This is a genomic window from Kitasatospora sp. NPDC036993 (assembly GCF_055607525.1).
This window is the reverse complement of sequence record NZ_JBVJRP010000016.1, coordinates 1-21574: the sequence shown is the minus strand read 5'-3', so window position 1 is coordinate 21574 and position 21574 is coordinate 1. Positions and strand designations below refer to the sequence as shown.

Below are 21574 nucleotides of genomic sequence, written 5' to 3'. Positions count from 1 at the left end.
ACCGGAGGTGCGCATGGACCAGCCGCTGCTCACGCGGGACCGCTCCGCCCTGCCCGCACAGGCCGAGGGCCTCAACGCGTACGTCGGCGACGACGGCGTCGCGGTGCTGGAGTTCGCCCGCCCGCACCGCCGCAACGCGGTGACCCTGGCCATCTGGCAGGCACTGCCCAAGGTGCTGCGGCAGCTGGCCGAGCACGAGGGGGTGCGCGTCCTGCTGCTCACCGGCGCGGACAACACCTTCAGCGCGGGCGCGGACATCGCCGAACTCGCCGAGGCCTACGGCGATCCGGACAGCGCGCAGGCCTACCACGCGGTCAACGTCGCCGCCGAGGAGGCACTGGCGGCCTTCCCCCACCCGACCCTCGCCGTGGTGCACGGCGCCTGCGTCGGCGGCGGCTGCCAGCTGGCCGTCGCCTGCGACCTGCGGTTCGTCGCCGAGGACGCCCGGATCGGGATCACCCCGGCCAAGCTCGGGGTGGTCTACTGGGAGGTGCCGACCGTACGGCTGGGCCGCCTGGTCGGCCCGGCCAGGGCCAAGTACCTGCTGTTCTCCGGCGAGTTGGTGAGCGGCCGGGACGCGCTGCCGCTGGGTCTGGCCGAGCGCGTCCTGCCGGACGCCGAACTGGACGCCGCCGCGCTGGACTTCGCCCGGCTGCTGACCCGCCGTTCGACCCACACCATCGGCGGGGCCAAGGCCGTCCTGAACGCCCCGCCCGAGCACGCGGCCGAGGCCCTGGCACCCTGGCTGCTCCGCTCCCGGGAGGGCTCGGACGTCCGCGAGGGCCTGGCCGCCTTCATGGAGGGCCGCCCCGCCCGGTTCTGAGCCGGGCCCGGCTCCGGGCGGCACGGCGGGGGCCCGGGCTCGGCGGACCGGCCCGAACCGGCGCCCGTACGACCGCCCGACCGCCCGACCGCCCCGGCTAGCGGATCGGCATCCCCGAGATCGCCCGGGCGATCACCAGCCGCTGGATCTCGCTGGTCCCCTCGAAGATCGAGTAGATCGCGCTGTCCCGGTGCATCCGCTCCACCGGGTACTCCCGGGTGAAGCCGTTGCCGCCGAGGATCTGCATCGCCTGCGCCGTCACGTACTTCGCGGTCTCGCCCGCGTAGAGCTTGGACATCGAGCCCTCGGCCGCGGTGAACGGCCGGTTGCCGACCGCCATCCAGGAGGCCCGCCACACCAGCAGCCTGGCCGCGTCGATCCTGGTCCTCATGTCGGCGAGCTGGAAGGCCACGCCCTGGTTGTCGATGATCGGCCGGCCGAACTGCTCGCGGGTCTTCGCGTAGTCCAGCGCCACCTCGTACGCGGCCCTGGCGATGCCGATCGCCTGCGCGCCGACGGCCGGACGCGAGGCCTCGAAGGTGGCCATCGCCGCGTTGCCCCTGCCGCCCCGCCGGCTGACCCCCTCGCGGGCCCGGGCCAGCCGCTCGTCCAGCTTCTCCTTGCCGCCGAGCAGGCAGCCGCCGGGCACCCGGACGCCGTCCAGCACCACCTCGGCGGTGTGCGAGGCGCGGATGCCGTGCTTCTTGAACTTCTGGCCCTGGCTCAGCCCCGGGGTGCCCGGCGGGACGACGAAGGAGGCCTGGCCCTTCGCGCCGAGCTCCGGGTCGACGGTGGCGACCACCACGTGGACGGCGGCGATCCCGCCGTTGGTGGCCCAGGTCTTGGCGCCGTCGAGCACCCACTCGTCCCTCGCCTCGTCGTACACCGCCCGGGTGCGCAGCGCGGAGACGTCGGAGCCGGCGTCCGGCTCGGAGGAGCAGAAGGCGGCGACCCTGACGTCCTCCGGGGTGCCGAACATCTGCGGGGTCCAGGTGCCGATCTGCTCGTCGGTGCCGTTGGCCAGCACCGCGACGGCGGCCAGGGTGGTGCCGACGATGGACAGCCCGATGCCCGCGTCGCCCCAGAACAGCTCCTCCATCGCGATCGGGATGCCGACACCGGAGGGGTCGAAGTACTGCTGGGCGTAGAAGTCCAGCGAGTAGATGCCCAGTTTGGCGGCCTCCTGGATGACCGGCCAGGGGGTCTCCTCGCGCTCGTCCCACTCGGCCGCGGCCGGTCGCATCACGTCGGCGGCGAAGCCGTGCAGCCAGTCGCGTACGGCCAGCTGGTCCGCGCCCGGGTCCATCGAGAACGTGCTGCTCATGGTGCTTGCCTCCGAAGACGTGTGCGGCCGACCGTGGTGTTACCGCCGGTAACATCGTCGGAGTCTGCTACTGATTGGTAACCGGTGTCAACGCCCTGGCAGACCCCGCAGAACCCGATCCCGAGGAGCACCGCATGTCCCGAGAGCCCCGCCGCGAGCAGCTGCTCAACGCCGCCGACCGGGTCATCCAGCGGGAGGGTCCAGGCGCGAGCATGAACGCCATCGCCGCCGAGGCCGGCATCACCAAGCCGATCCTCTACCGCCACTTCGGCGACCGGAACGGCCTGATCAGAGCCCTGACCGAACGTCACACCGGCGGTCTGCTGGCCGCCGTCAGGGCCGCCCTCGCCGAGCCGCTGGAGCGCCGCGACCGGGTCGAGCACGTGCTGGACACCTATCTCGCCGGGATCGAGGCCCGCCCCCAGGTCTACCGGCTGCTCACCCACCCCGAGCCGGGCGACCCGAGCGGCGCCGGCAACGCGCTCGCCCCCGCGCTCAGGCAGATCGCCGAGGAGATCACCCGGGCCGTGCAGAGCCAGGTCGACCTCGGCGCCGACCGCGACCTGCTCGCCGAGGCCTGGGGCCGGGGCATCACCGGCATGGTGCTGGCCGCCGGGGACTGGTGGCTGGAGGCCAGGCCCTGCTCGCGCACCCGGATGGTGCAGGCGCTGGCCGACCTGCTCTGGGGCCGGCTGGCCGCCGCCGCCGAACTGCCGACCGCCGTCCTGCCGCCCGCGCCCGAACCGTCCGCCGACTGAACCGGCCGCCAGGCCGAACCGGCCCCCGACCGAACCGGCCACCAGGCCGACCCGCGCCGACCCGCGCCGACCCGCGCCGACCGAACTCTTGTGCCGTGCGCGGCAGTCCGGGCATCATCGGGCCCACCCCACCCCCCGCCGTGCGAGGTCCCCGATGCGCCTGCGCCGCACCGCCGTCGCCCTGCTGCTCGCCGCCACCGCCGTCTTCACCGCCGTCCCCGCCTCCGCCGAGGCCTCGGCCCAGGCCTCCGCCCACGGCGGGCCGGCGGACCGCTTCCCCACCGGCACGGTCACCGCCGCCGAAGGCCGCACCGCGCTCACCGACGCCCAGGGCCGCCGCCTCGGCCTGCGCGGCTTCAACCTCGACAAGTACGCCGAGGCCACCCCCGCCGACCTCGACTCCGTCGCCGCCCAGGGCTTCACCCTGGTCCGGCTGCCGGTCTCCTGGACCAGGCTGGAGCCCGGGCGCGGCCGCCTCGACCCCGCCGAACTGCGCCGGATCCAGCGGCTCCTCGACCGGGCCGACCGCCTGGGCCTGCTGGTCCTGATCGACTTCCACCAGGACGTCTACGGGCCGAAGTTCCTCGGCGGCAGCAACGGCATCCCCGCCTGGGCCACCCGGGACGACGGGCTGCCCTTCACCCCGGACCCGGACGACTGGTTCGCCGGCTACTTCCAGCCCGCCGTTCAGGCCGCCTTCCGCCACCTCTACGACGACCCCGACCTGCGCGCCTGGCAGGCCGACTTCTACACCCGGCTGGCCCGCGAACTGCGCGGCCACCGCTCACTGCTGGGCTACGACCTATTCAACGAGCCGTTCGGACCGGTGGACGGCGACCCGGGCGACCCGGCCGTGCTGGCCGCCGCCTCCGCCGCCCTGGAGGAGGGCAGGCTCGCCGGCATGTACCGCCGGCTGATCGACGCCGTGCGCCGCTCCGACTCCCGCGCCTGGCTGTTCGTGGAGCCGACCGTCCTGGTCGGCCAGGGCGTGCCCACCCACCTGCCCGGCTTCACCGACCCGCGCCCCGGCGCCGCCAGGCTCGGCTACGCGCCGCACTTCTACGACACGGCGGTCGAGAACGGCGCCGACTGGGACCCGGCCGGCGGCTTCGTGGAGCGGTACACCGCCGCGGTCACCGGCTACCCCGCCGCCCACCGGCTGCCCGTCCTGGTCGGCGAGTGGGGCCCGCCGGACTCCCGCAGGCCCGGCAACACCGAGCTGGTCCGCCGTCAGGTCGCCGCGATGGACGGCTTCGCCGAGGGCTGGACGATGTGGTACTGGTGCCGGGGCGACGGCGGCTACTGCGCGCTCGACCCGGCCGGACACCCCGCGCCCGGCGACGGGCCCGTCTTCGGCCCGTACCCGGTGGCCGTCGCGGGAACGGACGTCCGCACCGAGGTCCGCGCCGACGGCGCCACCGTGCGCTGGCGCTCCGACGGCACCGGACGCGCCGGCGAACTCCTGCTCCCCCCGGCCGCGTTCCCGCACGGCGCCGACGTCGCCGTCTCCCCCGCCGGCGCCCGGGCCGAGGTCGAGCAGCCGGCGGACGGGCGCGCGGGAACCGTACGCGTCCGGCTCCCGCGCACCCGCCCGGGCACGGCCGTGACGGTCACCCTCACGACGCGGTGACGCCGCCTACGCCAGCCCCCGGCGGACCAGCAGCGGCCCGGTCTCCGGAGCCCGGCCGACCACCGCGCGGAAGGACTCCAGCGGGTCCCGGCTGAACCCGCGCGCCAGCAGCTCGCGCCGGAACAGCTCGCCGCTCTCCCGCACCGGCCGCCCGTTGCCCTCGAACCACTGCACGGTGTCGGCGTCCAGCACCTCCGACCAGATGTACGCGTAGTACGCGGCGCTGTAGCCGCTGGCGAAGACGTGCTGGAAGTACGCCGTCCGGTAGCGCGGCGGGATCGCGTCCACCGCGATCCCGGCCGCCGCGAGCGCCCGCGCCTCGAACGCCTCGGCGTCCGTGCCCAGCTCGTCCGCCGGCACGGTGTGCCAGGCCCAGTCCAGCAGCGTGGCCGCCAGGTACTCCACCGTCCGGAAGCCCTGCCCGAAGCCCTCGGCCGCCGTCATCCGCTCGACCAGCTCGGCCGGCAGCGGCTCCCCGGTCTCGTGGTGGCGGGCGTAGTTCGCCAGCACCTCGGGCCTGACCATCCACATCTCGTTGACCTGCGAGGGGAACTCGACGAAGTCCCGGGGCACCGAGGTGCCCGAGAACAGCGGGTAGCGGACGTCCGAGAACAGCCCGTGCAGCGCGTGCCCGAACTCGTGGAACAGCGTGCGCACCTCGTCCCAGTCCATCAGCGCCGGCTCGCCGGGCGCCGGGTGCGGGATGTTGAGGTTGTTCAGTACCACCGACCGCTGCCCGGTCAGCCCGGACTGGGCCACCAGCGCGTCCATCCAGGCGCCGCCGCGCTTGGACGCCCTGGCGTGGAAGTCGCCGATGAACAGGCCCAGCGCGGTGCCGTCCTCCTCGGACACCTCGAAGACCCGGGCGTCCGGGTGGTGGGCCGTCAGGTCCGGCCGCTCGGTGAAGCTCAGCCCGTACGCCAGGTTCGCGGCGAAGAACACGCCGTCCCGCAGCACCCGCTCCAGTTCGAAGTACGGGCGCAGCCCCGCCGCGTCCACCTGGTAGGAGCTCTGCCGCACCTTCTCCGAGTAGTACGCCCAGTCGTGCGCGGCGATCTCGTCGATCCCGTCCGCGGCCGCCGCCGCGGCCAGCTCCCCGGCCTCCCTGCGGGCCATCGCCACCGCCGGGCCGACCAGCCTGGACAGCAGGGCGGAGACCGCCTCGACGGTGCCGGCCGTCTCGTCCGCCACCACGTACGCGGCGTGGCTCGGGTACCCGAGCAGCGCGGCCCGCTCGGCGCGCAGCGCGGCGGTGCGGATCGCCAGCGGGCCGTTCGCCTCGACGCCCCGGCCGAGCGAGGCGGCCAGCAGCCGCTCACGCACCGAGCGGTCGGTGAGCTGCGCCAGCTCGGACTGGCCTGAGGTGTTCCGCAGGCTCAGCACGTACCTGCCCGGGCGGCCGAGCACCCGGGCGTTCTCCGCCGCCCCGGCGATCGCGCCCTCGGACAGCCCGGCCAGCTCCTCGGCGGAGTCCAGGACCAGCGCGGCGGCCCGGGTGGCGGCGTTCACGTTCTGCTGGAAGGTGGTGCCGAGCGCGGCGAGTTCGGCGTTCAGCTCGCGCAGCCTGGCCTGCTCGGCCGCGCCCAGCCGGGCGCCGGAGCGCACGAACGCGGTGTACCAGCGCTCCAGCAGCCGCAGCGACTCCGGGTCCAGGCCGAGCCCGGCGCGGTCCCCGTGCAGCGCCTCGATCCGGGCGAACAGCGCGCGGTCCAGGTGGATCGCGTCGTGGTGGGCGGCGAGCAGCGGGCTCACCTTCGCCTCCACCTCGTCCAGCACGTCGGTGGTGTCCGAGGACGACTGGTTGCGGAACACCGCGTCGACCCGGCGCAGCAGCTCCCCGGAGCGCTCCAGGGCCACCAGGGTGTTCTCGAAGGTCGGCAGGCTCCGGTCCGCGGTGATCGCCGCGATCTCGGCCAGCTGGTCGGCCATCCCCCGCTCGTACGCGGGCAGGTAGTGCTCCTCGCGGATCTCGGCGAACGGCGGGAGCTCGTAGACCAGCGAGCTGGCCTGGAAGAACGGGTTCTCGGTCATTTCGCGAACCATACGCCGTGTCCCCGGCCCTGCCCACGGGCTTTACCCACCGTTGCCGGAGCCTCCCGGCACCCCGTTGTCGTACCCACCGGCTAACGTCGACGCCGCGGACCCGTCGGTCACGGGGCCGCGGCCGGCCCGCCCGCGGGCCCGCACCCCCGTCCCCGTCCCCGCACGCCCGACCGCGCGCCGGAGAGGAGCAGCCCCCGTGGCACCCAGGACCGCCCTCGCGCCCGATCCGCACGGCCCCGGCGGCCGGCTCCAGCCGCTGGACGACGCGGGCGGCCCGCTCGGCCCGCCGGAGGCCGTCCGGGACCTCGCCGCCGCCGTCGGCGCCAGGGAGGCCGCCGACCGCCCCCGCTGGGTCTGGGCCGCCGCCGACTCCGGGTACGCCCCGCTGCTGCCGCGCCTGCCCGAGCGGCTCGCCCGCTGCCACGACCTGCGGCTGGTCGAGGCGCTGCTGCTGGGCCACGAGGGCCGGTTCGGCGCACCGCGCTCGCTCGGCGCCGCCTGGTGCAGGCTGCGCGGGCTTCCCGTCCCCGAGGACCTGCCCGAGCCCGGGCTCGCCGACGCGGACGACGGGCAGGACACCCTCTTCGCCCCCGACCGGCTGCAACTGCCGCCCGGCGCCGACCCGCTGGCCGCCGTGGTGGCCGTGCACGCCGAGCAGCAGCGCCGGATCGCCGCCATCGCCGACCCCGCGGCCCGGCAGCGGTTCCGGCTGCTGGCCGCCGCCGAGTCGGCCGGCGCCCTGGTGGCCGCCGAGATCGCCCACGACGGCCTGCCCTGGCGCGCCGACGTCCACGACGGGCTGCTGACCGAGCTGCTCGGCCCCCGCCCTGCCGTCGCCGGGACCCAGCCCAGGGTCCTCGCCGAACTCGCCGTCGAACTCCACCGGGCCCTCGGCGCCAAGCCGTTCAACCCCGACTCGCACACCCAGGTGCTGCGGGCCTTCGCCGAGGCGGGCATCCAGCTCGGCTCCACCCGCTCCTGGGAGCTCAAGGGCATCGACCACCCGGCGGCGCGGCTGCTGGTCCGCTACAAGGAGCTGTCCAGGATCCACGTCGCGCACGGCTGGGCCTGGCAGGACGCCTGGGCGCGCGGCGGCCGGTTCCGGCCCGAGTACGTGGTCGGCGGCGTGGTCTCCGGCCGCTGGGCCAGCCGCGGCGGCGGCGCCCTCCAGATCCCGCGCATCCTGCGCCGGGCCGTGGTCGCCGACCCCGGCTGGCTGCTGGTGGTCGCCGACGCCGCCCAGCTGGAGCCCCGGGTGCTCGCCGCGCTCTCCCAGGACGCCGGACTGGCCCGCACCGCCGCCGGCGGCGACCTGTACGAGGCGCTCGCCGCCAGCGCCTTCCAGGGGGACAGGGACAAGGCCAAGCTGGGCCTGCTCGGCGCCATGTACGGGCAGACCAGCGGCGACATCGGCCCGCTGCTGAACACCCTGCGCCGCAACTACCCGGCCGCGATGGGCTACGTCGAGGCCGCCGCCCGCACCGGCGAGGACGGCGGCGTGGTCGCCTCCAGGCTCGGCCGGGTCTGCCCGCCGGCCTCCGACGACTTCCTCGACCTCACCGAGGCCGACACCGCGGGCGAGGCCGGCGGCCGCACCGCCCGCGCCCGCGGCCGGTTCACCCGCAACTTCGTCATCCAGGCCAGCGCCGCCGACTGGGCCCTGGCCCTGCTCGCGGCACTGCGCCGGCGGCTGAACGAACTTCCGGCGGCCGGCCCGGCGGACCGCCCGCACCTGGTGTTCTTCCAGCACGACGAGGTGATGGTGCACACGCCGGCCAACCTCGCCGACGAGGTGGCCGCCGCCGTCGCCGGGGCGGCCGACGAGGCCAGCCGGCTGGTGTTCGGCGACACCCCGGTGCGCTTCCCGCTCAGCACCGCGGTGGTGGACTGCTACGCGGACGCCAAATAGCCGCAGCCGCCAGGTAACCGCAGCCGCCGAGCAGCCGCGGACGCCACGCAGCCACGGCTGCCGGGCGGCGGCTACAGCTTCCGGAAGGAGCGGGCGTCCTCGGCCGCCGCGACCACCTCGGCCAGCGCCGCCCCGGTCGAGGCGGTGACGGCGGCGGCCACCGCGCCCTCCACGAACGGCGCGTCCACCAGCCGCACGCCCGGGCGCGGCTCGTCCTCCAGCACCGTGACGGCGGTCAGCACCGAGCTGCCGAGGTCCGGCAGCACGACCACGCCCGCCCCGGCGTCGGCCTGCCCGACCGCCGCGGCGATCAGGTCGTAGCTGGTGCCGAGCCCGCCGTCCTCGGTGCCGCCCGCGACGACCACCCGTACGCCGTCCGAGGCGAGTTCGCCGAGCAGCTCGCGCAGCCCCTCGGCGAGCCGGGCGCTGTGCGAGACCAGAACAATGCCCACGTTGTCACTCATGCGGCCGACCCTAAGGCCGGAACCGGGTACTCCGGGAGGGTGATCGGAATCCCGCGTGTCGCACCCCGTGCCCGGCACCCCCGTCTGGCGTAGCGTCGGGGCAGCAGCGTCCGCCGCGGTAGAGGGAGCGAAGAACGTTGAAGAAGCTGATCAACACCCCGGAGAGCGTCCTGGAGGACGCGCTGGCCGGCATCGCCGCCGCCCACCCGAAGCTGGCGGTGGACGTCCCCAACCGGGTGATCACCAGGGCCGTCCGCCCGGCCGGGCCCAAGGTCGCGGTGATCTCCGGCGGCGGCTCCGGCCACGAGCCGCTGCACGGCGGCTTCGTCGGCCCCGGCATGCTCGACGCCGCCTGCCCGGGCGAGGTGTTCACCTCCCCCGTCCCCGACCAGATGCTGGCCGCCGCCAAGGCCGTGGAGACCGGCGCCGGCGTGGTGTTCGTGGTGAAGAACTACACCGGCGACGTGATGAACTTCGAGCTCGCCGCCGAACTCGCCGCCGAGGAGGGCCTGGAGGTCCGCACCGTCCTGGTCAACGACGACGTCGCGGTCGAGGACTCCACCTGGACGGCCGGGCGCCGGGGCACCGGCGCGACCGTCCTGGTCGAGAAGACCGCCGGCGCGCTGGCCGAGCGCGGCGCCCCGCTGGACGAGGTGGCCGCCCTGGGCGAGCGGGTCAACGCCGCCTCCCGCAGCTTCGCCGTCGCGCTCACCGCGGCCACCGTCCCGGCCGCCGGCAAGCCCGGCTTCGACCTGCCCGAGGACGAGATCGAGGTCGGCGTCGGCATCCACGGCGAGCCCGGGCGCCGCCGCGAGAAGCTCCGCCCGGCCCGCGAACTGGCCGCCGAGGTGGTCGAGACCATCCTGACCGACCACCACCTGACCCCGGGCGACGAGGTGATCGCCCTGCTCAACGGCCTCGGCGCGACCCCGCTGCTGGAGCTGTACGTGGTCTACGGCGAGGTCGCCGCCAAGCTCGCCGAACACGGCATCACGGTGGCCCGCAGCCTGGTCGGCAACTACGTCACCAGCCTCGACATGGCGGGTTTCTCGCTCACCCTCACCAAGGCCGACACCCAGCTGCTGGAACTCTGGGACGCGCCCGTCGACACCCCCGCCCTCAAGCGCTGAGCCGAAGGAGACCCGATGGACCCCGACATCCGGCAGTTCGACGAGTTCGACGCCCCGGCGGCCGAGGCGTGGATCCGCACGATCGCCGCGGCCGTCGAGAAGGAGCAGTCCCGGCTCACCGAGCTGGACTCCGCGATCGGCGACGGCGACCACGGCAGCAACCTCCAGCGCGGCTTCACCGCCGCGCTGGCCGCCCTGGACGGCCTCCGGCCGGCCAGCCCCGGCGCCGTCCTCACCAAGACCGGCACCACCCTCATCTCCAAGGTCGGCGGCGCCTCGGGGCCGCTCTACGGCAAGGCCTTCCGGGCCATCGGCGCCGCCCTGCCGGAACCGGCGGACCCGGCCACGCTCGCCGAGGCCCTGTCGGCCGGGCTGGACGCCGTCCGCCTCCTCGGCAAGGCCGAAACCGGCGACAAGACGATCGTGGACGCCTGGACCCCGGCCGTCGCCGCCTTCCGTGCCGCGGCGGCGGCCGGGGCGGGCCTCCCGGGAGCCGCCGCGGCGGCCGCCGACGCCGCCGAACAGGGCGCCCGTGACACCGTCCCCCTCCAGGCCCGCAAGGGCCGCGCCTCCTACCTCGGCGAACGCAGCGTCGGCCACCAGGACCCGGGCGCCACCTCCACCGCCCTCGTCTTCCGCGCCCTCGCGGACGTCACCGCGGGCTGAGCCCTCCCCCTCCTCACGCGGTTCGCCGGGCCCCGCCGCAGCCCGGCGAACCGTTCGGGGCGCGCCCGCCCGGAAGCGTCTCCCTCACCCGTCCGTCCGCGCGATCAGCAACAGCAGCGCGTCGTCCCGCAGCTCCCCACCCGTGTGCGCCAGCAGGTCCGCGTACACCCGCCCCACGGCAGCCTCCAGCTCCCCCGCCGAGCGCGAGGCTCCCCGCACCAGCGGTCCGACCCGCTCCGCCAGCGGATAGAACTCCCCACTCACCCGGTGCCGCGCCTCGATCACCCCGTCCGTGCAGAGCACCAGCACGTCCTCCGCCCCGAACGGCAGCCCCCAGGTGCTCGGCTCCCCCGCCGCCAGCCGGCCGAGCCCGAGCGGCACCCACGGGTCCGGCGCGTGCAGCACGTGTGCCCGCCCCTCGCCGTCCACCCGGATCGGCGGCACGTGCCCGTACTGGAGCAGCTCCATCGCCCCCGGGGTGCGGAACTCCGCGAACAGCGCCGTGGTGAACTCCCCGTCCGGCACGTGCCGTTCGACACTGGCCTCGATCCGCGCGGCGACGCCCCGCAGCCCGGCCTCGTCGTACGCCGCCTCGCGGAACGCGCCCAGCACCACGGCCGCGGTCTGCACCGCCGCCAGCCCCTTGCCCCGGACGTCCCCGACCGCGACCCGGGTGCCGTGCGGCGTCTCCAGCACCGAGTACAGGTCCCCGCCGATCCGCGAGGCGTCCGCCGCCGACACGTACCGCACCGCGAGCCGCAGCGGCCCGACCGCGGGCCCGGGCAGCCGCAGCAGCGCCCGCTGGGCGGCCTCGGCGACGGAGCTGACGGCCGCGAAGGCCGCCGCGCGCCGCATCCGGACCTTGGCGACCCAGGCCGAGAACAGCGTCAGCACGACGTAGCTGATCATCGCCCCGTACAGGAAGCGGGCGTCGTTGATGTTGTCGACCTGGTCGTGGTGGCTGAGCCCGAACACCGCGAGCAGCCCGAGCGAGCAGACCAGGAGCAGTTCGCGGGGCTTCAGGGTGAGCGCCGCGACCGTCGGCACCACGGTCATCAGCGGGGCCAGGTAGCGGTCCTGGCCGGACAGGAAGTCCGCCAGCGAGACCAGCAGGACGGCGACCAGCGCGGGCGTGGCCCGCCGCCAGAACGGGACGTCCTGGAGGTCGGCGGCGAGCAGGGCGCCGCGCTGCCGGTCCGGCGGCAGTCCGGCTGCCTTGGGAGCCGAGGGTGACTGGGCGCGGTGGGGCGGAAACACATACCGAACATAAGGGACGATCACGGACGAGGCCCGACCGGCCCCGGGTCCCTACGATGTGAAGCACCCCCCACCACTCCCGGGAATACCCCCGATGGGTATGGTGTCGAACAGAGGGACAGCGCCGACACCGCACCCCGGGCGACCGCCCGGACGCCCAGACCTCCCGGAGGCCCCGATGTCCAGCACCATCACCTACACCGTGTCCGGCATGAGCTGCGGCCACTGCGAGAAGGCGATCAGCGAGGAGGTCTCCGCCCTGGCCGGGGTCACCGAGGTCGCCGCCGACTCCGGCGCCGGTACCGTGACGATCTCCTCCGCCGCCCCGTTGGACGACGAGCAGGTGCGCGCCGCGATCGACGAGGCCGGCTACGAGCTGGTCGGCCGCAGCGCCTGAACCACCCGGTGCGGCGGGGGCCGCCGGAGCGTCCCCCGCCGTCCACCCGCAGCAAGGAGCTGATCCGCATGAGCACGTCCGCCCCGGACGTCGGAGCCCGGGACCGGGTCGAGCTGTCGATCGGCGGGATGACCTGCGCCTCCTGCGCGGCCCGGATCGAGAAGAAGCTCAACCGGATGGACGGCGTCGAGGCGACCGTCAACTTCGCCACCGAGAAGGCCAGGGTCGACTTCGGCCACGGGACCACGGTGGAGGACCTGATCGCCACGGTCGAGCGCACCGGCTACACCGCCGAGCTCCCCCCGCCGCCGGCCGCCCCCGAACCGGCCGCCGCCACGGCCCCGCCCGAATCCGGCCCGGGGCACCCCCACCGCGACCGGCTGCTGATCAGCACCGTCCTCGCCGTCCCCGTGGTCCTGCTGTCGATGGTCCCCGCCCTCCAGTTCACCGACTGGCAGTGGCTGGCCTTCGCGCTCACCGGCCCGGTCGTGGTCTACGGCGGCCTGCCCTTCCACCGCGCGGCCTGGACCAACCTCCGGCACGGCGCCGCCACCATGGACACCCTGGTCTCGCTCGGCACCCTGGCCGCCTTCGGCTGGTCCTGCTGGGCGCTCTTCGGGGGCCGCGCCGGCCTGCCGGGAACGCACCACGACTTCTCGCTGTCCGTCGGCGACACCGACCCCTCCTCGACGCTCTACCTGGAGACCGCCGCCGCCGTCACCGTGCTGATCCTGCTCGGCCGCTACCTGGAGGCCCGCTCCAAGCGCCGGGCCGGCGCCGCGCTGCACGCCCTGCTCGACCTCGGCGCCAAGGACGTCGCGGTCCTCCAGTACGAGGGGGGTGAGCGCGAAGCGCCCTCGGACAAGGGTGGCGGTGGGCGACCGGCCTGGCGGGAGGTACGGCTGCCGGTGGACCGGCTGACGGTCGGCACCCGCTTCGTGGTCCGCCCCGGCGAGACGATCGCCACCGACGGCGTGGTGGTCGAGGGCGGCTCCGCCGTGGACGCCTCGATGCTCACCGGCGAGTCCGTCCCGGTCGAGGTCACCGTCGGCGACGCCGTCACCGGCGCCACCGTCAACGCGGGCGGGCGCCTGGTGGTCGAGGCCACCAGGGTCGGCGCGGACACCCGGCTGGCCCGGATGGCCCGGCTGGTCGAGGAGGCCCAGAACGGCAAGGCCGCCGCCCAGCGGCTGGCCGACCGGATCTCCGCCGTCTTCGTCCCGGTCGTCATCCTGATCGCCCTGGCCACCCTGGTGGTCTGGCTGCTGGCCACCGACAGCCCCACCGAGGCCTTCACCGCCTCCGTCGCCGTGCTGATCATCGCCTGCCCGTGCGCCCTCGGCCTGGCCACCCCGACCGCGCTGATGGTCGGCACCGGCCGCGGCGCCCAGCTCGGCATCCTGATCAAGGGCCCCGAGGTGCTGGAGACGACCCGCACGGTGGACACCGTCGTGCTGGACAAGACCGGCACCGTCACCACCGGCCGGATGGCCCTGCTCGCGGTGCACACCGCCGAGGGCGTGGACGAGGCCGAGGCGCTGCGCCTGGCCGGTGCCGTCGAACACGCCTCCGAGCACCCGATCGCCCGGGCGATCGCCGAGGCCGCCACCGAGGCCGCCGCCGGGGCGGGCGGGCTGCCCGCCGTCGAGGACTTCCGCAACGTCCCCGGGCGGGGCGTGCAGGGGGTCGTGGCGGGCCGCACGGTGGTCGCCGGGCGCGAGGCCCTGCTCGCCGACCGCGCGCAGCACCTGCCGCCCTCCCTGGCCCGCGCCAAGGCCACCGCCGAGGCGGCCGGCCGCACCACCGTCGCGGTCGGCTGGGACGGCGAGGCGCGGGCGCTGCTGGAGGTCGCCGACGCGGTCAGGCCGACCAGCGCCGAGGCCGTCGGCCGGCTGCGCGCCCTGGGCCTGACCCCGGTGCTGCTCACCGGCGACAACCGGGCGGTGGCCGAGGCGGTCGCCGCCGAGGTCGGCATCGCCGCACCGGACGTGATCGCCGAGGTGCTCCCCGAGGAGAAGGTCGCCACCGTCAGGCGGCTCCAGGCCGAGGGCAGGGTGGTGGCGATGGTCGGCGACGGCGTCAACGACGCGGCCGCCCTGGCCCAGGCCGACCTGGGCCTGGCGATGGGCACCGGCACCGACGCCGCGATCGAGGCCGGCGACCTCACCCTGGTCCGCGGCGACCTGCTGGCCGCCGCGGACGCCATCCGGCTCTCCCGCCGCACCCTCGGCACCATCAGGGGCAACCTCTTCTGGGCCTTCGGCTACAACGTGGCGGCGATCCCGCTGGCCGCCGCCGGCCTGCTCAACCCGATGATCGCCGGGGCCGCGATGGCCTTCTCCTCGGTCTTCGTGGTGACCAACAGCCTGCGGCTGCGCCGCTTCCGGCCCGCCTGAGCCGGCGCGCACGACGGCCCCGGACCGGGGCCGGTCCGGGGCCGTCCGTACGTACCGGCTCGGGCGTCTCAACGCCCCAGCAGCTCGCCGCCGTTGCAGTGCAGGATCTCGCCGGTGACGAACCCGGCCTCGGGCGAGGCCAGGAAGTACACCGCCGCCGCCACCTCGCCGGCCTCGCCGATCCGCCCGAGCAGCGTGCGGGCGGCCCGGCGGGCGACCTCGGCCTCGTCCAGCCTGGGCCCGAAGAACTCGGTGCCCGCGACCGTGCCCGGCGCGACGATGTTGGCGGTGATGCCCGAGGTGCCCAACTGGGCGGCCAGGAAGTGGTTCCAGGCATGCAGCGAGGCCTTCGCCGCGCCGTACGAGCCGGCCCCGCGCAGGGCGGCGATGGAGCTGACGGTGACCACCCGGCCGGAGCCCGGGGTGAGCCGGTCGCGGACCGACTCGGTGAGCAGCACCACGGTCAGCACGTTCCGCTCGAAGTCGCCGCGCCAGCGCGCCAGCAGGGCGTGCGGCCCGCCGCCGACCACGGTCTCCCGGCTGCCGGCGTTGTTGACCAGGACGTCGATCCGCTCGGGCAGTCCGGCGAGCGCGGCCTCGACGGCGTCCGGGTCGGCGAGGTCGCACACCAGCGGGGTGACGCTCGGCCCGAGGTCGGCCGCGGCCTTCTCCAGGACCTCCCGGCGGCGGCCCACGATCACCACGTGGTCACCGGCCTCGACGAACCGCCGCGCGACTTCGTACCCGATTCCCGTGCCACCACCGGTGACGACGACGTTCCTGGCCATCAGCCCACTCCCTCCCCAGTTCCGCCGTCGCGAGGCGAATGTGCGCGACGGTCCGTACCGGAATGCCACGATTCCTATCACGCTCGGTTGCCGTGACTGCGGGGAGGGTGACGTCCCGCGCGTGTGAACGTGTGATATGGGCCTGGTACGACGCGCACACGGAGCGTGGCGAGAGGCAGCTCACACCCCCCGGGCGTAACTTCTCACACCCCGATACGTCTTAGGTTGGTAGTGCGGCAGTTTTCCGGTGGGCGGGGACACGCTGAACGGCAACGTGTCCCCGCCCTTCCACCGACTGTCGCCGACGGGGCTCCGGCGGGCCCCGGGAACGGTCGTCGAGTTCGACGGCCTTCGCGCACGACGCCGGGGTTCCGGCGGGCCAGGGACGCTTTGAGCGGCCGTCCCGGGCTGCGGCCGACCCCGGAGTCGTGCGCCGTACGGTTCCGTTCCCGCGCGGCCCCCTCGGGGGCCGCGCACCGGGACGCGAAGGGGCCCGGCCGCTCAGGCGGCCGGGCCCCTCTCAGCTTCCGTGCGGGCCGGTGGACGGCTCCGCTACGGTCAGCGGGCGTCCAGCGGGACGTAGTCGCGGATCGCGGTGCCGGTGTAGATCTGGCGCGGACGGCCGATCCGGCTGGTCGGGTCGTTGATCATCTCGTGCCAGTGGGCGATCCAGCCGGGCAGCCTGCCGAGGGCGAACAGCACGGTGAACATGCTGGTCGGGAAGCCCATGGCGCGGTAGATCAGGCCGGTGTAGAAGTCCACGTTCGGATACAGCTTGCGCGAGATGAAGAAGTCGTCCTTGAGGGCGTGCTCCTCCAGCTTGAGCGCGATGTCCAGCAGCTCGTCGCTCTTGCCGAGCTGGCCGAGGACCTCGTGCGCGAGGATCTTGACCTGGGCGGCGCGCGGGTCGAAGGCCTTGTAGACCCGGTGGCCGAAGCCCATCAGCTTGACGCCGGCCTCCTTGTTCTTCACCTTCGTGATGAACGAGTCGACGTCGCCGCCGTCCTTGCGGATACCCTCCAGCATCTCCAGCACGGCCTGGTTGGCGCCACCGTGCAGCGGGCCCCACAGGGCCGAGATGCCGGCCGAGATCGACGCGAACAGGTTGGCGTGGCTGGAGCCGACCAGGCGCACCGTGGAGGTCGAGCAGTTCTGCTCGTGGTCCGCGTGCAGGATGAGCAGCTTGTCGAGCGCGTTGACGACGACCGGGTTGAGCTCGTAGTCCTCGGCGGGGACGGCGAAGGTCATCCGCAGGAAGTTCTCGACGTAGCTCAGGTCGTTGCGCGGGTAGACGAAGGGCTGGCCCATCGCCTTCTTGTACGCGTACGCGGCGATCGTCGGCAGCTTGGCGAGCAGGCGGACGGTCGACAGGTGGCGCTGGGCCGCGTCGAACGGGTTGTGGCTCTCCGGGTAGAACGTGGACAGCGCGCCGACCACCGAGGACAGCATGGCCATCGGGTGGGCGTCCCGCGGGAAGCCCTGGAAGAAGCGCTTGACGTCCTCGTGCAGCAGGGTGTGCTGGGTGATCTCGCGGTTGAACTCCGCCAGCTGGTCGGCGTTGGGCAGCTCACCGTTGATCAGGAGGTACGCGGTCTCGATGAAGCCGCCATCGGAGGCGAGCTGCTCGATCGGGTAGCCGCGGTACCGCAGGATGCCGTTGTCACCGTCCACGAAGGTGATCGCGGACTTGTACGCGGCGGTGTTACCGAAGCCGTTGTCCAGGGTGACCAGGCCGGTCTGCGGGAGCAGCTTCGAGATGTCGAAGCCGGCGTTGCCCGCAGTGCTCTCGACGACGGGGTACTCGTACTCGCCGTCCTGGTACCGCAGTACTACCGAGTTGTCGCTCACGTCTTCCTCACCGACGAAATGAATCCTCTTCCAAGGTGCCCTGACTGTCTCTACCATCCCCCATCCGGAGGACAGTCGCGCACCCGGGGTGGCCCGAAAGGGCCCGCCCCTACAAAACCTGCCGCCGCAGCCGGTACGAACCGGACAAGATCGGCACCACCCTAGGCTCTGCCGTAAATCTCTTCACGTCAAGAGAACATTAGAGGCAACCATCCCGTTGGATAATCATCCAGTTGTCAGCCGATGATCGAGCGCGGTGTGCCTCCGACCTGCGCTGACGGCCCGGACGGCCTGCCCGATCGCCTTGCGTGACCCCACCAGCACCACCAGTTTCCTGGCCCTGGTCACGGCGGTGTAGAGCAGGTTCCGCTGGAGCATCGTCCAAGCGGACATGGTGACCGGAATCACCACCACCGGGTACTCGCTGCCCTGCGAGCGGTGGATCGTCACCGCGTACGCGTGGGCCAGCTCGTCCAGTTCGTCGAAGTCGTACTCCACCTCCTCGTCCTCGTCGGTGAGCACGGTCAGCCGCTGGTCGTCCACGGCGAGGGCGGTCACCACTCCCACTGTGCCGTTGAAGACGCCGTTGCGCCCCTTGTCGTAGTTGTTGCGGATCTGCGTGACCTTGTCCCCGACCCGGAACGTCCGCCCGCCGAAACGGCGTTCGGCCAGCCCCTCCCTGGCCGGCGTCACGGCCGCCTGGAGCAGGGTGTTCAGGTTCCCCGCGCCCGCCGGGCCGCGGTGCATCGGCGCCAGCACCTGCACGTCCCGGCGCGGGTCGAAGCCGAACTTCTGCGGGATCCGGCGCGCCACCACGTCCACCGTCAGCCCGGCCGCCCGCTCCGCGTCGTCCTCGGCGAACAGGAAGAAGTCCGCCAGGCCGTCCGTCAGCGGCGGCCGGCCCTCGTTGATCCGGTGCGCGTTGGTCACCACGCCCGACTGCTGCGCCTGCCGGAAGATCCTGGTCAGCCGCACCGACGGGACCGGCCCGCCCTCGGCCAGCAGGTCCCGCAGCACCTCCCCCGCACCCACCGAGGGAAGCTGGTCCACGTCCCCCACGAACAGCAGGTGAGCACCCATCGGCACGGCCTTGACCAGCTTGTTCGCCAGGATCAGGTCCAGCATCGAGGCCTCGTCGACCACCACCAGGTCCGCGTCCAGCGGCCGGTCCCGGTCGTACGCGGCGTCCCCGCCCGGCTTCAGCTCCAGCAGCCGGTGCACCGTCGAGGCCTCCACCCCGGTCAGCTCCGCCAGCCGCTTCGCCGCCCGGCCGGTCGGCGCCGCCAGCACCACCTTCGCCCGCTTCGCCAGCGCCAGCGCCACGATCGACTTCACCGTGAACGACTTGCCGCAGCCCGGGCCGCCCGTCAGCACCGCGACCTTCTCGGTCAGCGCCAGCCGCACCGACTGCTCCTGCTCCGGCGCCAGCTCGGCCCCCGTCCGCCCGGCCAGCCACTCCAGCGCCACCGGCCAGTCCACGTTCCCGAACCACGGCATCCGGTCCTCGTCCGCACGCAGCAGCCGCGCCAACTGGTTGGCCAGCGAGATCTCCGCCCGGTGGAACGGCACCAGGTACACCGCCGTGACCGGCTGGCCGCCCTCCCCGGGCACCGCCTCGCGCACCACCCCCTCGGCCGCCACCAGCTCCGCCAGGCAGTCGATCACCAGCCCGACGTCCACCTGGAGCAGCTTCACGCCGTCCGCGATCAGCCGTTCCTCCGGCAGGAAGCAGTGCCCCTGGTCGGTGCTCTGCGACAGCGCGTACTGGAGGCCGGCCTTCACCCGCTCCGGGCTGTCGTGCGGGATGCCCACCGCCTGGGCGATCCGGTCCGCCGTCAGGAAGCCGATGCCCCACACGTCCGACGCCAGCCGGTAGGGCTCGTTCCGCACCACGCCGATCGAGGCGTCGCCGTACTGCTTGTAGATTCGCACAGCCAGCGAGGTGGACACCCCGACCCCCTGCAGGAAGACCATCACCTCCTTGATGGCCTTCTGCTCCTCCCAGGCCGCCGCGATCTTCTTCGTCCGCTTCGGCCCCAGCCCCGGCACCTCGATCAGCCGGCCGGGCTCGTTCTCGATCACCTCCAGGGTGTCCGCCCCGAAGCGCTCCACGATCCGCTCGGCGAACCGCGGCCCGATCCCCTTGATCAGCCCCGACCCCAGGTAGCGCTGGATCCCCTGGACCGTCGCGGGCAGCACCGTCGTGTAGTTCTCCACCGTGAACTGCCGCCCGTACTGCGGGTGCGAGCCCCACCGGCCGTGCAGCCGCAGCGACTCGCCGACCTGCGCCCCCAGCAGCGCGCCCACCACCGTCAGCAGGTCGTTCGCGCCCCGGCCGGTGTCCACCCGGGCGACCGTGTAGCCGGTCTCCTCGTTGGCGTACGTGATCCGCTCCAGCACGCCCTCGACCTGTGCGAGCTGGAGCGGCACCTGCTGCCCGGACTGCGCCGCCTGCTTGCTCACCGGACCCCCTTCGACCGGTACGGGTGGAACATTCCGCTACGCACCGTACCGCCCCGCGCCGACAGACCCGCAGGCCCGCCTCCTTCCCCGCCCCCGGCCCCTGCCGTGCACCGCCCCGGCCGAGGTGCCAGGCTGGGAGGGACCGAGGGGGACCCGCCGTCGACCGCGCCCGCCCGGGCCCCGTCCGAGGAGCAGTGCCGCCATGCTCAACACCGACTTCCGCCCCGGTTCCCCGGTCTGGCTCGACCTGAGCAGCCCCGACACCCGGGCGTCCGTCGACTTCTACACCGCGCTGTTCGGCTGGACCTTCGACTCGGCCGGTCCCGAGGCCGGCGGGTACGGCTTCTTCAAGCTCGACGGCCGGACCGTCGCCGCCCTCGGCCCGCTCATCGAGGAGGACCCCCCTCCCGGCTGGGCGCTCTACTTCGCCACCGACGACGCCGACCGCACCACCGCACTGGTCGAACAGTCCGGCGGACGCGTCCGGTTCGCCCCCTTCGACGTCTTCACCGCGGGCCGGATGGCCGGCTACACCGACCCGACCGGCGCCGACTTCGCGGTCTGGCAGCCGCACGCCAACCGCGGCCTGGACCTCGTCACCGAGGAGGGCAGCCTCTGCTGGACCGAGTGCTACAGCGTCGACGCCGAACGCGCCAAGTCCTTCTACCGCGCCGTCTTCGACTGGCAGGAGCAGGACGTCCCGCTCGGCGAGGCGATGTACACCGTCCTCACCCCGTCCGGCGGCGGCACCGACGACGCCCACGGCGGCATCATGCAGCTCGGCCCCGAGCACACCGCGCGCGGCACCACCTCGCACTGGCTCCCCTACTTCGAGGTCCCCAACGTCGACGCCGGCCTCGCCATCGCCGGCACCCTCGGCGCGACCGTGCGGATCCCGCCCATGGACGTGCACGGCGTCGGCCGCCTGGCCCAGCTGGCCGACCCGCACGGGGCCGTCCTCGCCGTCATCACCAGTGCCAAGGCAGGGGAGTGACGCCGGGTGGGGTCTCACGGCCCTTCAGAAGGGCCGTGAAGGGGTGCTACGGGCGCAGGCAGGGCTTGGCACGGCAGACAGCACACTCCTAGTCTCCGATCATGACCGAAACGGCTGTTCTGACGATCCGACGAGCCACCGCCGACGACCTGCCGGCAATCGTGGCCATGCTCGCCGACGACCCGCTGGGCGCCACCCGCGAGAGCCCCGACGACCTCACCCCCTACCGCGCCGCGTTCGCCCGCATCGACGGCGACCCGCACCAGCACCTGGCCGTCGCCGACCGGGCCGGCCGCACCGTCGGCACTCTGCAACTCACCGTCGTCCCAGGCCTCTCCCGGGCCGGTGCCACCCGCACGATCATCGAGGGCGTCCGCGTCCACGCCGACGAACGCGGCAGCGGACTGGGCACCGAGCTGATCCGGTGGGCCGTCGACCGCTCCCGCGACATCGGCGCCGTCCTCGTCCAGCTGACCTCCGACGCGACGCGAGCAGACGCGCACCGCTTCTACGAGCGCCTCGGGTTCGTCGCCTCGCACGTCGGGTTCAAGCTCCAGCTCTGACCGCCCGAAAACGCCCCGGAAACGCGAAGAACCCCCATCCGGGATTCCCGGATGGGGGTTCTTCAGAAGAATTGTTCGGCGGCGTCCTACTCTCCCACAGGGTCCCCCCTGCAGTACCATC

General features: G+C 74.0%; 17 protein-coding genes. 10 read left to right on the top strand and 7 right to left on the bottom strand.

Annotated features, from left to right (window positions below; all coding sequences use genetic code 11):
• The first annotated feature begins 13 nt into the window (after positions 1–13).
• Positions 14–823, top strand: coding sequence for an enoyl-CoA hydratase/isomerase family protein (locus ACZ7C5_RS28950; RefSeq protein ID WP_470323757.1), 810 nt, complete (start codon positions 14–16; stop codon positions 821–823).
• 97 nt (positions 824–920) lie between these two features.
• On the opposite strand, the gene ACZ7C5_RS28945 is transcribed toward ACZ7C5_RS28950, so the two are convergent.
• The gene (locus ACZ7C5_RS28945) at positions 921–2147 is read right to left on the bottom strand and encodes an acyl-CoA dehydrogenase family protein (RefSeq protein WP_470323756.1); all 1227 of its coding nucleotides are present in this window, start codon (positions 2145–2147) and stop codon (positions 921–923) included.
• 134 nt (positions 2148–2281) lie between these two features.
• Between ACZ7C5_RS28945 and ACZ7C5_RS28940 the strand changes: the two genes are divergently transcribed.
• Both ACZ7C5_RS28940 and ACZ7C5_RS28935 read left to right on the top strand, forming a co-directional pair.
• The gene (locus ACZ7C5_RS28940) at positions 2282–2905 is read left to right on the top strand and encodes a TetR family transcriptional regulator (RefSeq protein WP_401089745.1); all 624 of its coding nucleotides are present in this window, start codon (positions 2282–2284) and stop codon (positions 2903–2905) included.
• A gap of 154 nt (positions 2906–3059) precedes the next feature.
• Positions 3060–4535: a cellulase family glycosylhydrolase gene (locus tag ACZ7C5_RS28935; RefSeq protein WP_401089743.1), complete on the top strand. Its 1476-nt coding sequence runs from the start codon at positions 3060–3062 to the stop codon at positions 4533–4535.
• A 6-nt stretch (positions 4536–4541) separates the two neighbouring features.
• On the opposite strand, the gene ACZ7C5_RS28930 is transcribed toward ACZ7C5_RS28935, so the two are convergent.
• Positions 4542–6566: a M3 family metallopeptidase gene (locus tag ACZ7C5_RS28930; protein ID WP_470323755.1), complete on the bottom strand. Its 2025-nt coding sequence runs from the start codon at positions 6564–6566 to the stop codon at positions 4542–4544.
• A 208-nt stretch (positions 6567–6774) separates the two neighbouring features.
• Between ACZ7C5_RS28930 and ACZ7C5_RS28925 the strand changes: the two genes are divergently transcribed.
• Complete coding sequence (locus ACZ7C5_RS28925) at positions 6775–8487, top strand: bifunctional 3'-5' exonuclease/DNA polymerase (protein ID WP_470323754.1); 1713 nt, start codon at positions 6775–6777, stop codon at positions 8485–8487.
• A gap of 71 nt (positions 8488–8558) precedes the next feature.
• Here the strand turns inward: ACZ7C5_RS28925 and dhaM are convergent, their stop codons facing one another.
• The gene (gene dhaM / locus ACZ7C5_RS28920) at positions 8559–8951 is read right to left on the bottom strand and encodes a dihydroxyacetone kinase phosphoryl donor subunit DhaM (RefSeq protein WP_401089737.1); all 393 of its coding nucleotides are present in this window, start codon (positions 8949–8951) and stop codon (positions 8559–8561) included.
• Positions 8952–9088: 137 nt separating this feature from the next.
• Between dhaM and dhaK the strand changes: the two genes are divergently transcribed.
• Positions 9089–10081, top strand: a complete 993-nt coding sequence (gene dhaK / locus ACZ7C5_RS28915) for a dihydroxyacetone kinase subunit DhaK (RefSeq protein WP_470323753.1) — start codon at positions 9089–9091, stop codon at positions 10079–10081.
• A 15-nt stretch (positions 10082–10096) separates the two neighbouring features.
• Positions 10097–10747, top strand: coding sequence for a dihydroxyacetone kinase subunit DhaL (gene dhaL, locus ACZ7C5_RS28910; protein WP_470323752.1), 651 nt, complete (start codon positions 10097–10099; stop codon positions 10745–10747).
• Positions 10748–10831: 84 nt separating this feature from the next.
• Here the strand turns inward: dhaL and ACZ7C5_RS28905 are convergent, their stop codons facing one another.
• Complete coding sequence (locus ACZ7C5_RS28905) at positions 10832–12004, bottom strand: PP2C family protein-serine/threonine phosphatase (protein WP_470323751.1); 1173 nt, start codon at positions 12002–12004, stop codon at positions 10832–10834.
• Positions 12005–12182: 178 nt separating this feature from the next.
• On the opposite strand from ACZ7C5_RS28905, the gene ACZ7C5_RS28900 reads away from it, so the two are divergent.
• Positions 12183–12401 carry a heavy-metal-associated domain-containing protein gene (locus ACZ7C5_RS28900; protein WP_188295516.1) on the top strand — a complete coding sequence of 73 codons (219 nt, stop codon included), beginning with the start codon at positions 12183–12185 and terminating at the stop codon, positions 12399–12401.
• 68 nt (positions 12402–12469) lie between these two features.
• Positions 12470–14797 (top strand): heavy metal translocating P-type ATPase, encoded by a 2328-nt coding sequence (locus ACZ7C5_RS28895; protein ID WP_470323750.1) that lies wholly within the window; start codon positions 12470–12472, stop codon positions 14795–14797.
• A gap of 68 nt (positions 14798–14865) precedes the next feature.
• Here the strand turns inward: ACZ7C5_RS28895 and ACZ7C5_RS28890 are convergent, their stop codons facing one another.
• From ACZ7C5_RS28890 to recD2, 3 genes are all read right to left on the bottom strand, one after another.
• The gene (locus ACZ7C5_RS28890; RefSeq protein ID WP_188300406.1) at positions 14866–15585 is read right to left on the bottom strand and encodes an SDR family NAD(P)-dependent oxidoreductase; all 720 of its coding nucleotides are present in this window, start codon (positions 15583–15585) and stop codon (positions 14866–14868) included.
• A gap of 558 nt (positions 15586–16143) precedes the next feature.
• Positions 16144–17433, bottom strand: a complete 1290-nt coding sequence (locus tag ACZ7C5_RS28885; RefSeq protein ID WP_401089727.1) for a citrate synthase — start codon at positions 17431–17433, stop codon at positions 16144–16146.
• Between the two features lie 225 nt (positions 17434–17658).
• Positions 17659–19896 (bottom strand): SF1B family DNA helicase RecD2, encoded by a 2238-nt coding sequence (gene recD2, locus ACZ7C5_RS28880; RefSeq protein WP_470323749.1) that lies wholly within the window; start codon positions 19894–19896, stop codon positions 17659–17661.
• 202 nt (positions 19897–20098) lie between these two features.
• On the opposite strand from recD2, the gene ACZ7C5_RS28875 reads away from it, so the two are divergent.
• Together ACZ7C5_RS28875 and ACZ7C5_RS28870 are read left to right on the top strand one after the other, a co-directional pair.
• Entirely contained in the window at positions 20099–20890 is a 792-nt protein-coding gene (locus ACZ7C5_RS28875) for a VOC family protein (RefSeq protein ID WP_401089723.1), read from the top strand.
• 101 nt (positions 20891–20991) lie between these two features.
• The gene (locus ACZ7C5_RS28870) at positions 20992–21453 is read left to right on the top strand and encodes a GNAT family N-acetyltransferase (protein WP_470323748.1); all 462 of its coding nucleotides are present in this window, start codon (positions 20992–20994) and stop codon (positions 21451–21453) included.
• Positions 21454–21574 lie beyond the last annotated feature (121 nt).

Coding starts and splice junctions, on each gene's coding strand:
- ACZ7C5_RS28950 (WP_470323757.1), top strand. CDS start 14: ATGGACCAGCCGCTGCTCACGCGGGACCGCTCCGCCCTGCCCGCACAG.
- ACZ7C5_RS28945 (WP_470323756.1), bottom strand. CDS start 2,147: ATGAGCAGCACGTTCTCGATGGACCCGGGCGCGGACCAGCTGGCCGTA.
- ACZ7C5_RS28940 (WP_401089745.1), top strand. CDS start 2,282: ATGTCCCGAGAGCCCCGCCGCGAGCAGCTGCTCAACGCCGCCGACCGG.
- ACZ7C5_RS28935 (WP_401089743.1), top strand. CDS start 3,060: ATGCGCCTGCGCCGCACCGCCGTCGCCCTGCTGCTCGCCGCCACCGCC.
- ACZ7C5_RS28930 (WP_470323755.1), bottom strand. CDS start 6,566: ATGACCGAGAACCCGTTCTTCCAGGCCAGCTCGCTGGTCTACGAGCTC.
- dhaM (WP_401089737.1), bottom strand. CDS start 8,951: ATGAGTGACAACGTGGGCATTGTTCTGGTCTCGCACAGCGCCCGGCTC.
- dhaL (WP_470323752.1), top strand. CDS start 10,097: ATGGACCCCGACATCCGGCAGTTCGACGAGTTCGACGCCCCGGCGGCC.
- ACZ7C5_RS28900 (WP_188295516.1), top strand. CDS start 12,183: ATGTCCAGCACCATCACCTACACCGTGTCCGGCATGAGCTGCGGCCAC.
- ACZ7C5_RS28895 (WP_470323750.1), top strand. CDS start 12,470: ATGAGCACGTCCGCCCCGGACGTCGGAGCCCGGGACCGGGTCGAGCTG.
- ACZ7C5_RS28890 (WP_188300406.1), bottom strand. CDS start 15,585: ATGGCCAGGAACGTCGTCGTCACCGGTGGTGGCACGGGAATCGGGTAC.
- ACZ7C5_RS28875 (WP_401089723.1), top strand. CDS start 20,099: ATGCTCAACACCGACTTCCGCCCCGGTTCCCCGGTCTGGCTCGACCTG.
- ACZ7C5_RS28870 (WP_470323748.1), top strand. CDS start 20,992: ATGACCGAAACGGCTGTTCTGACGATCCGACGAGCCACCGCCGACGAC.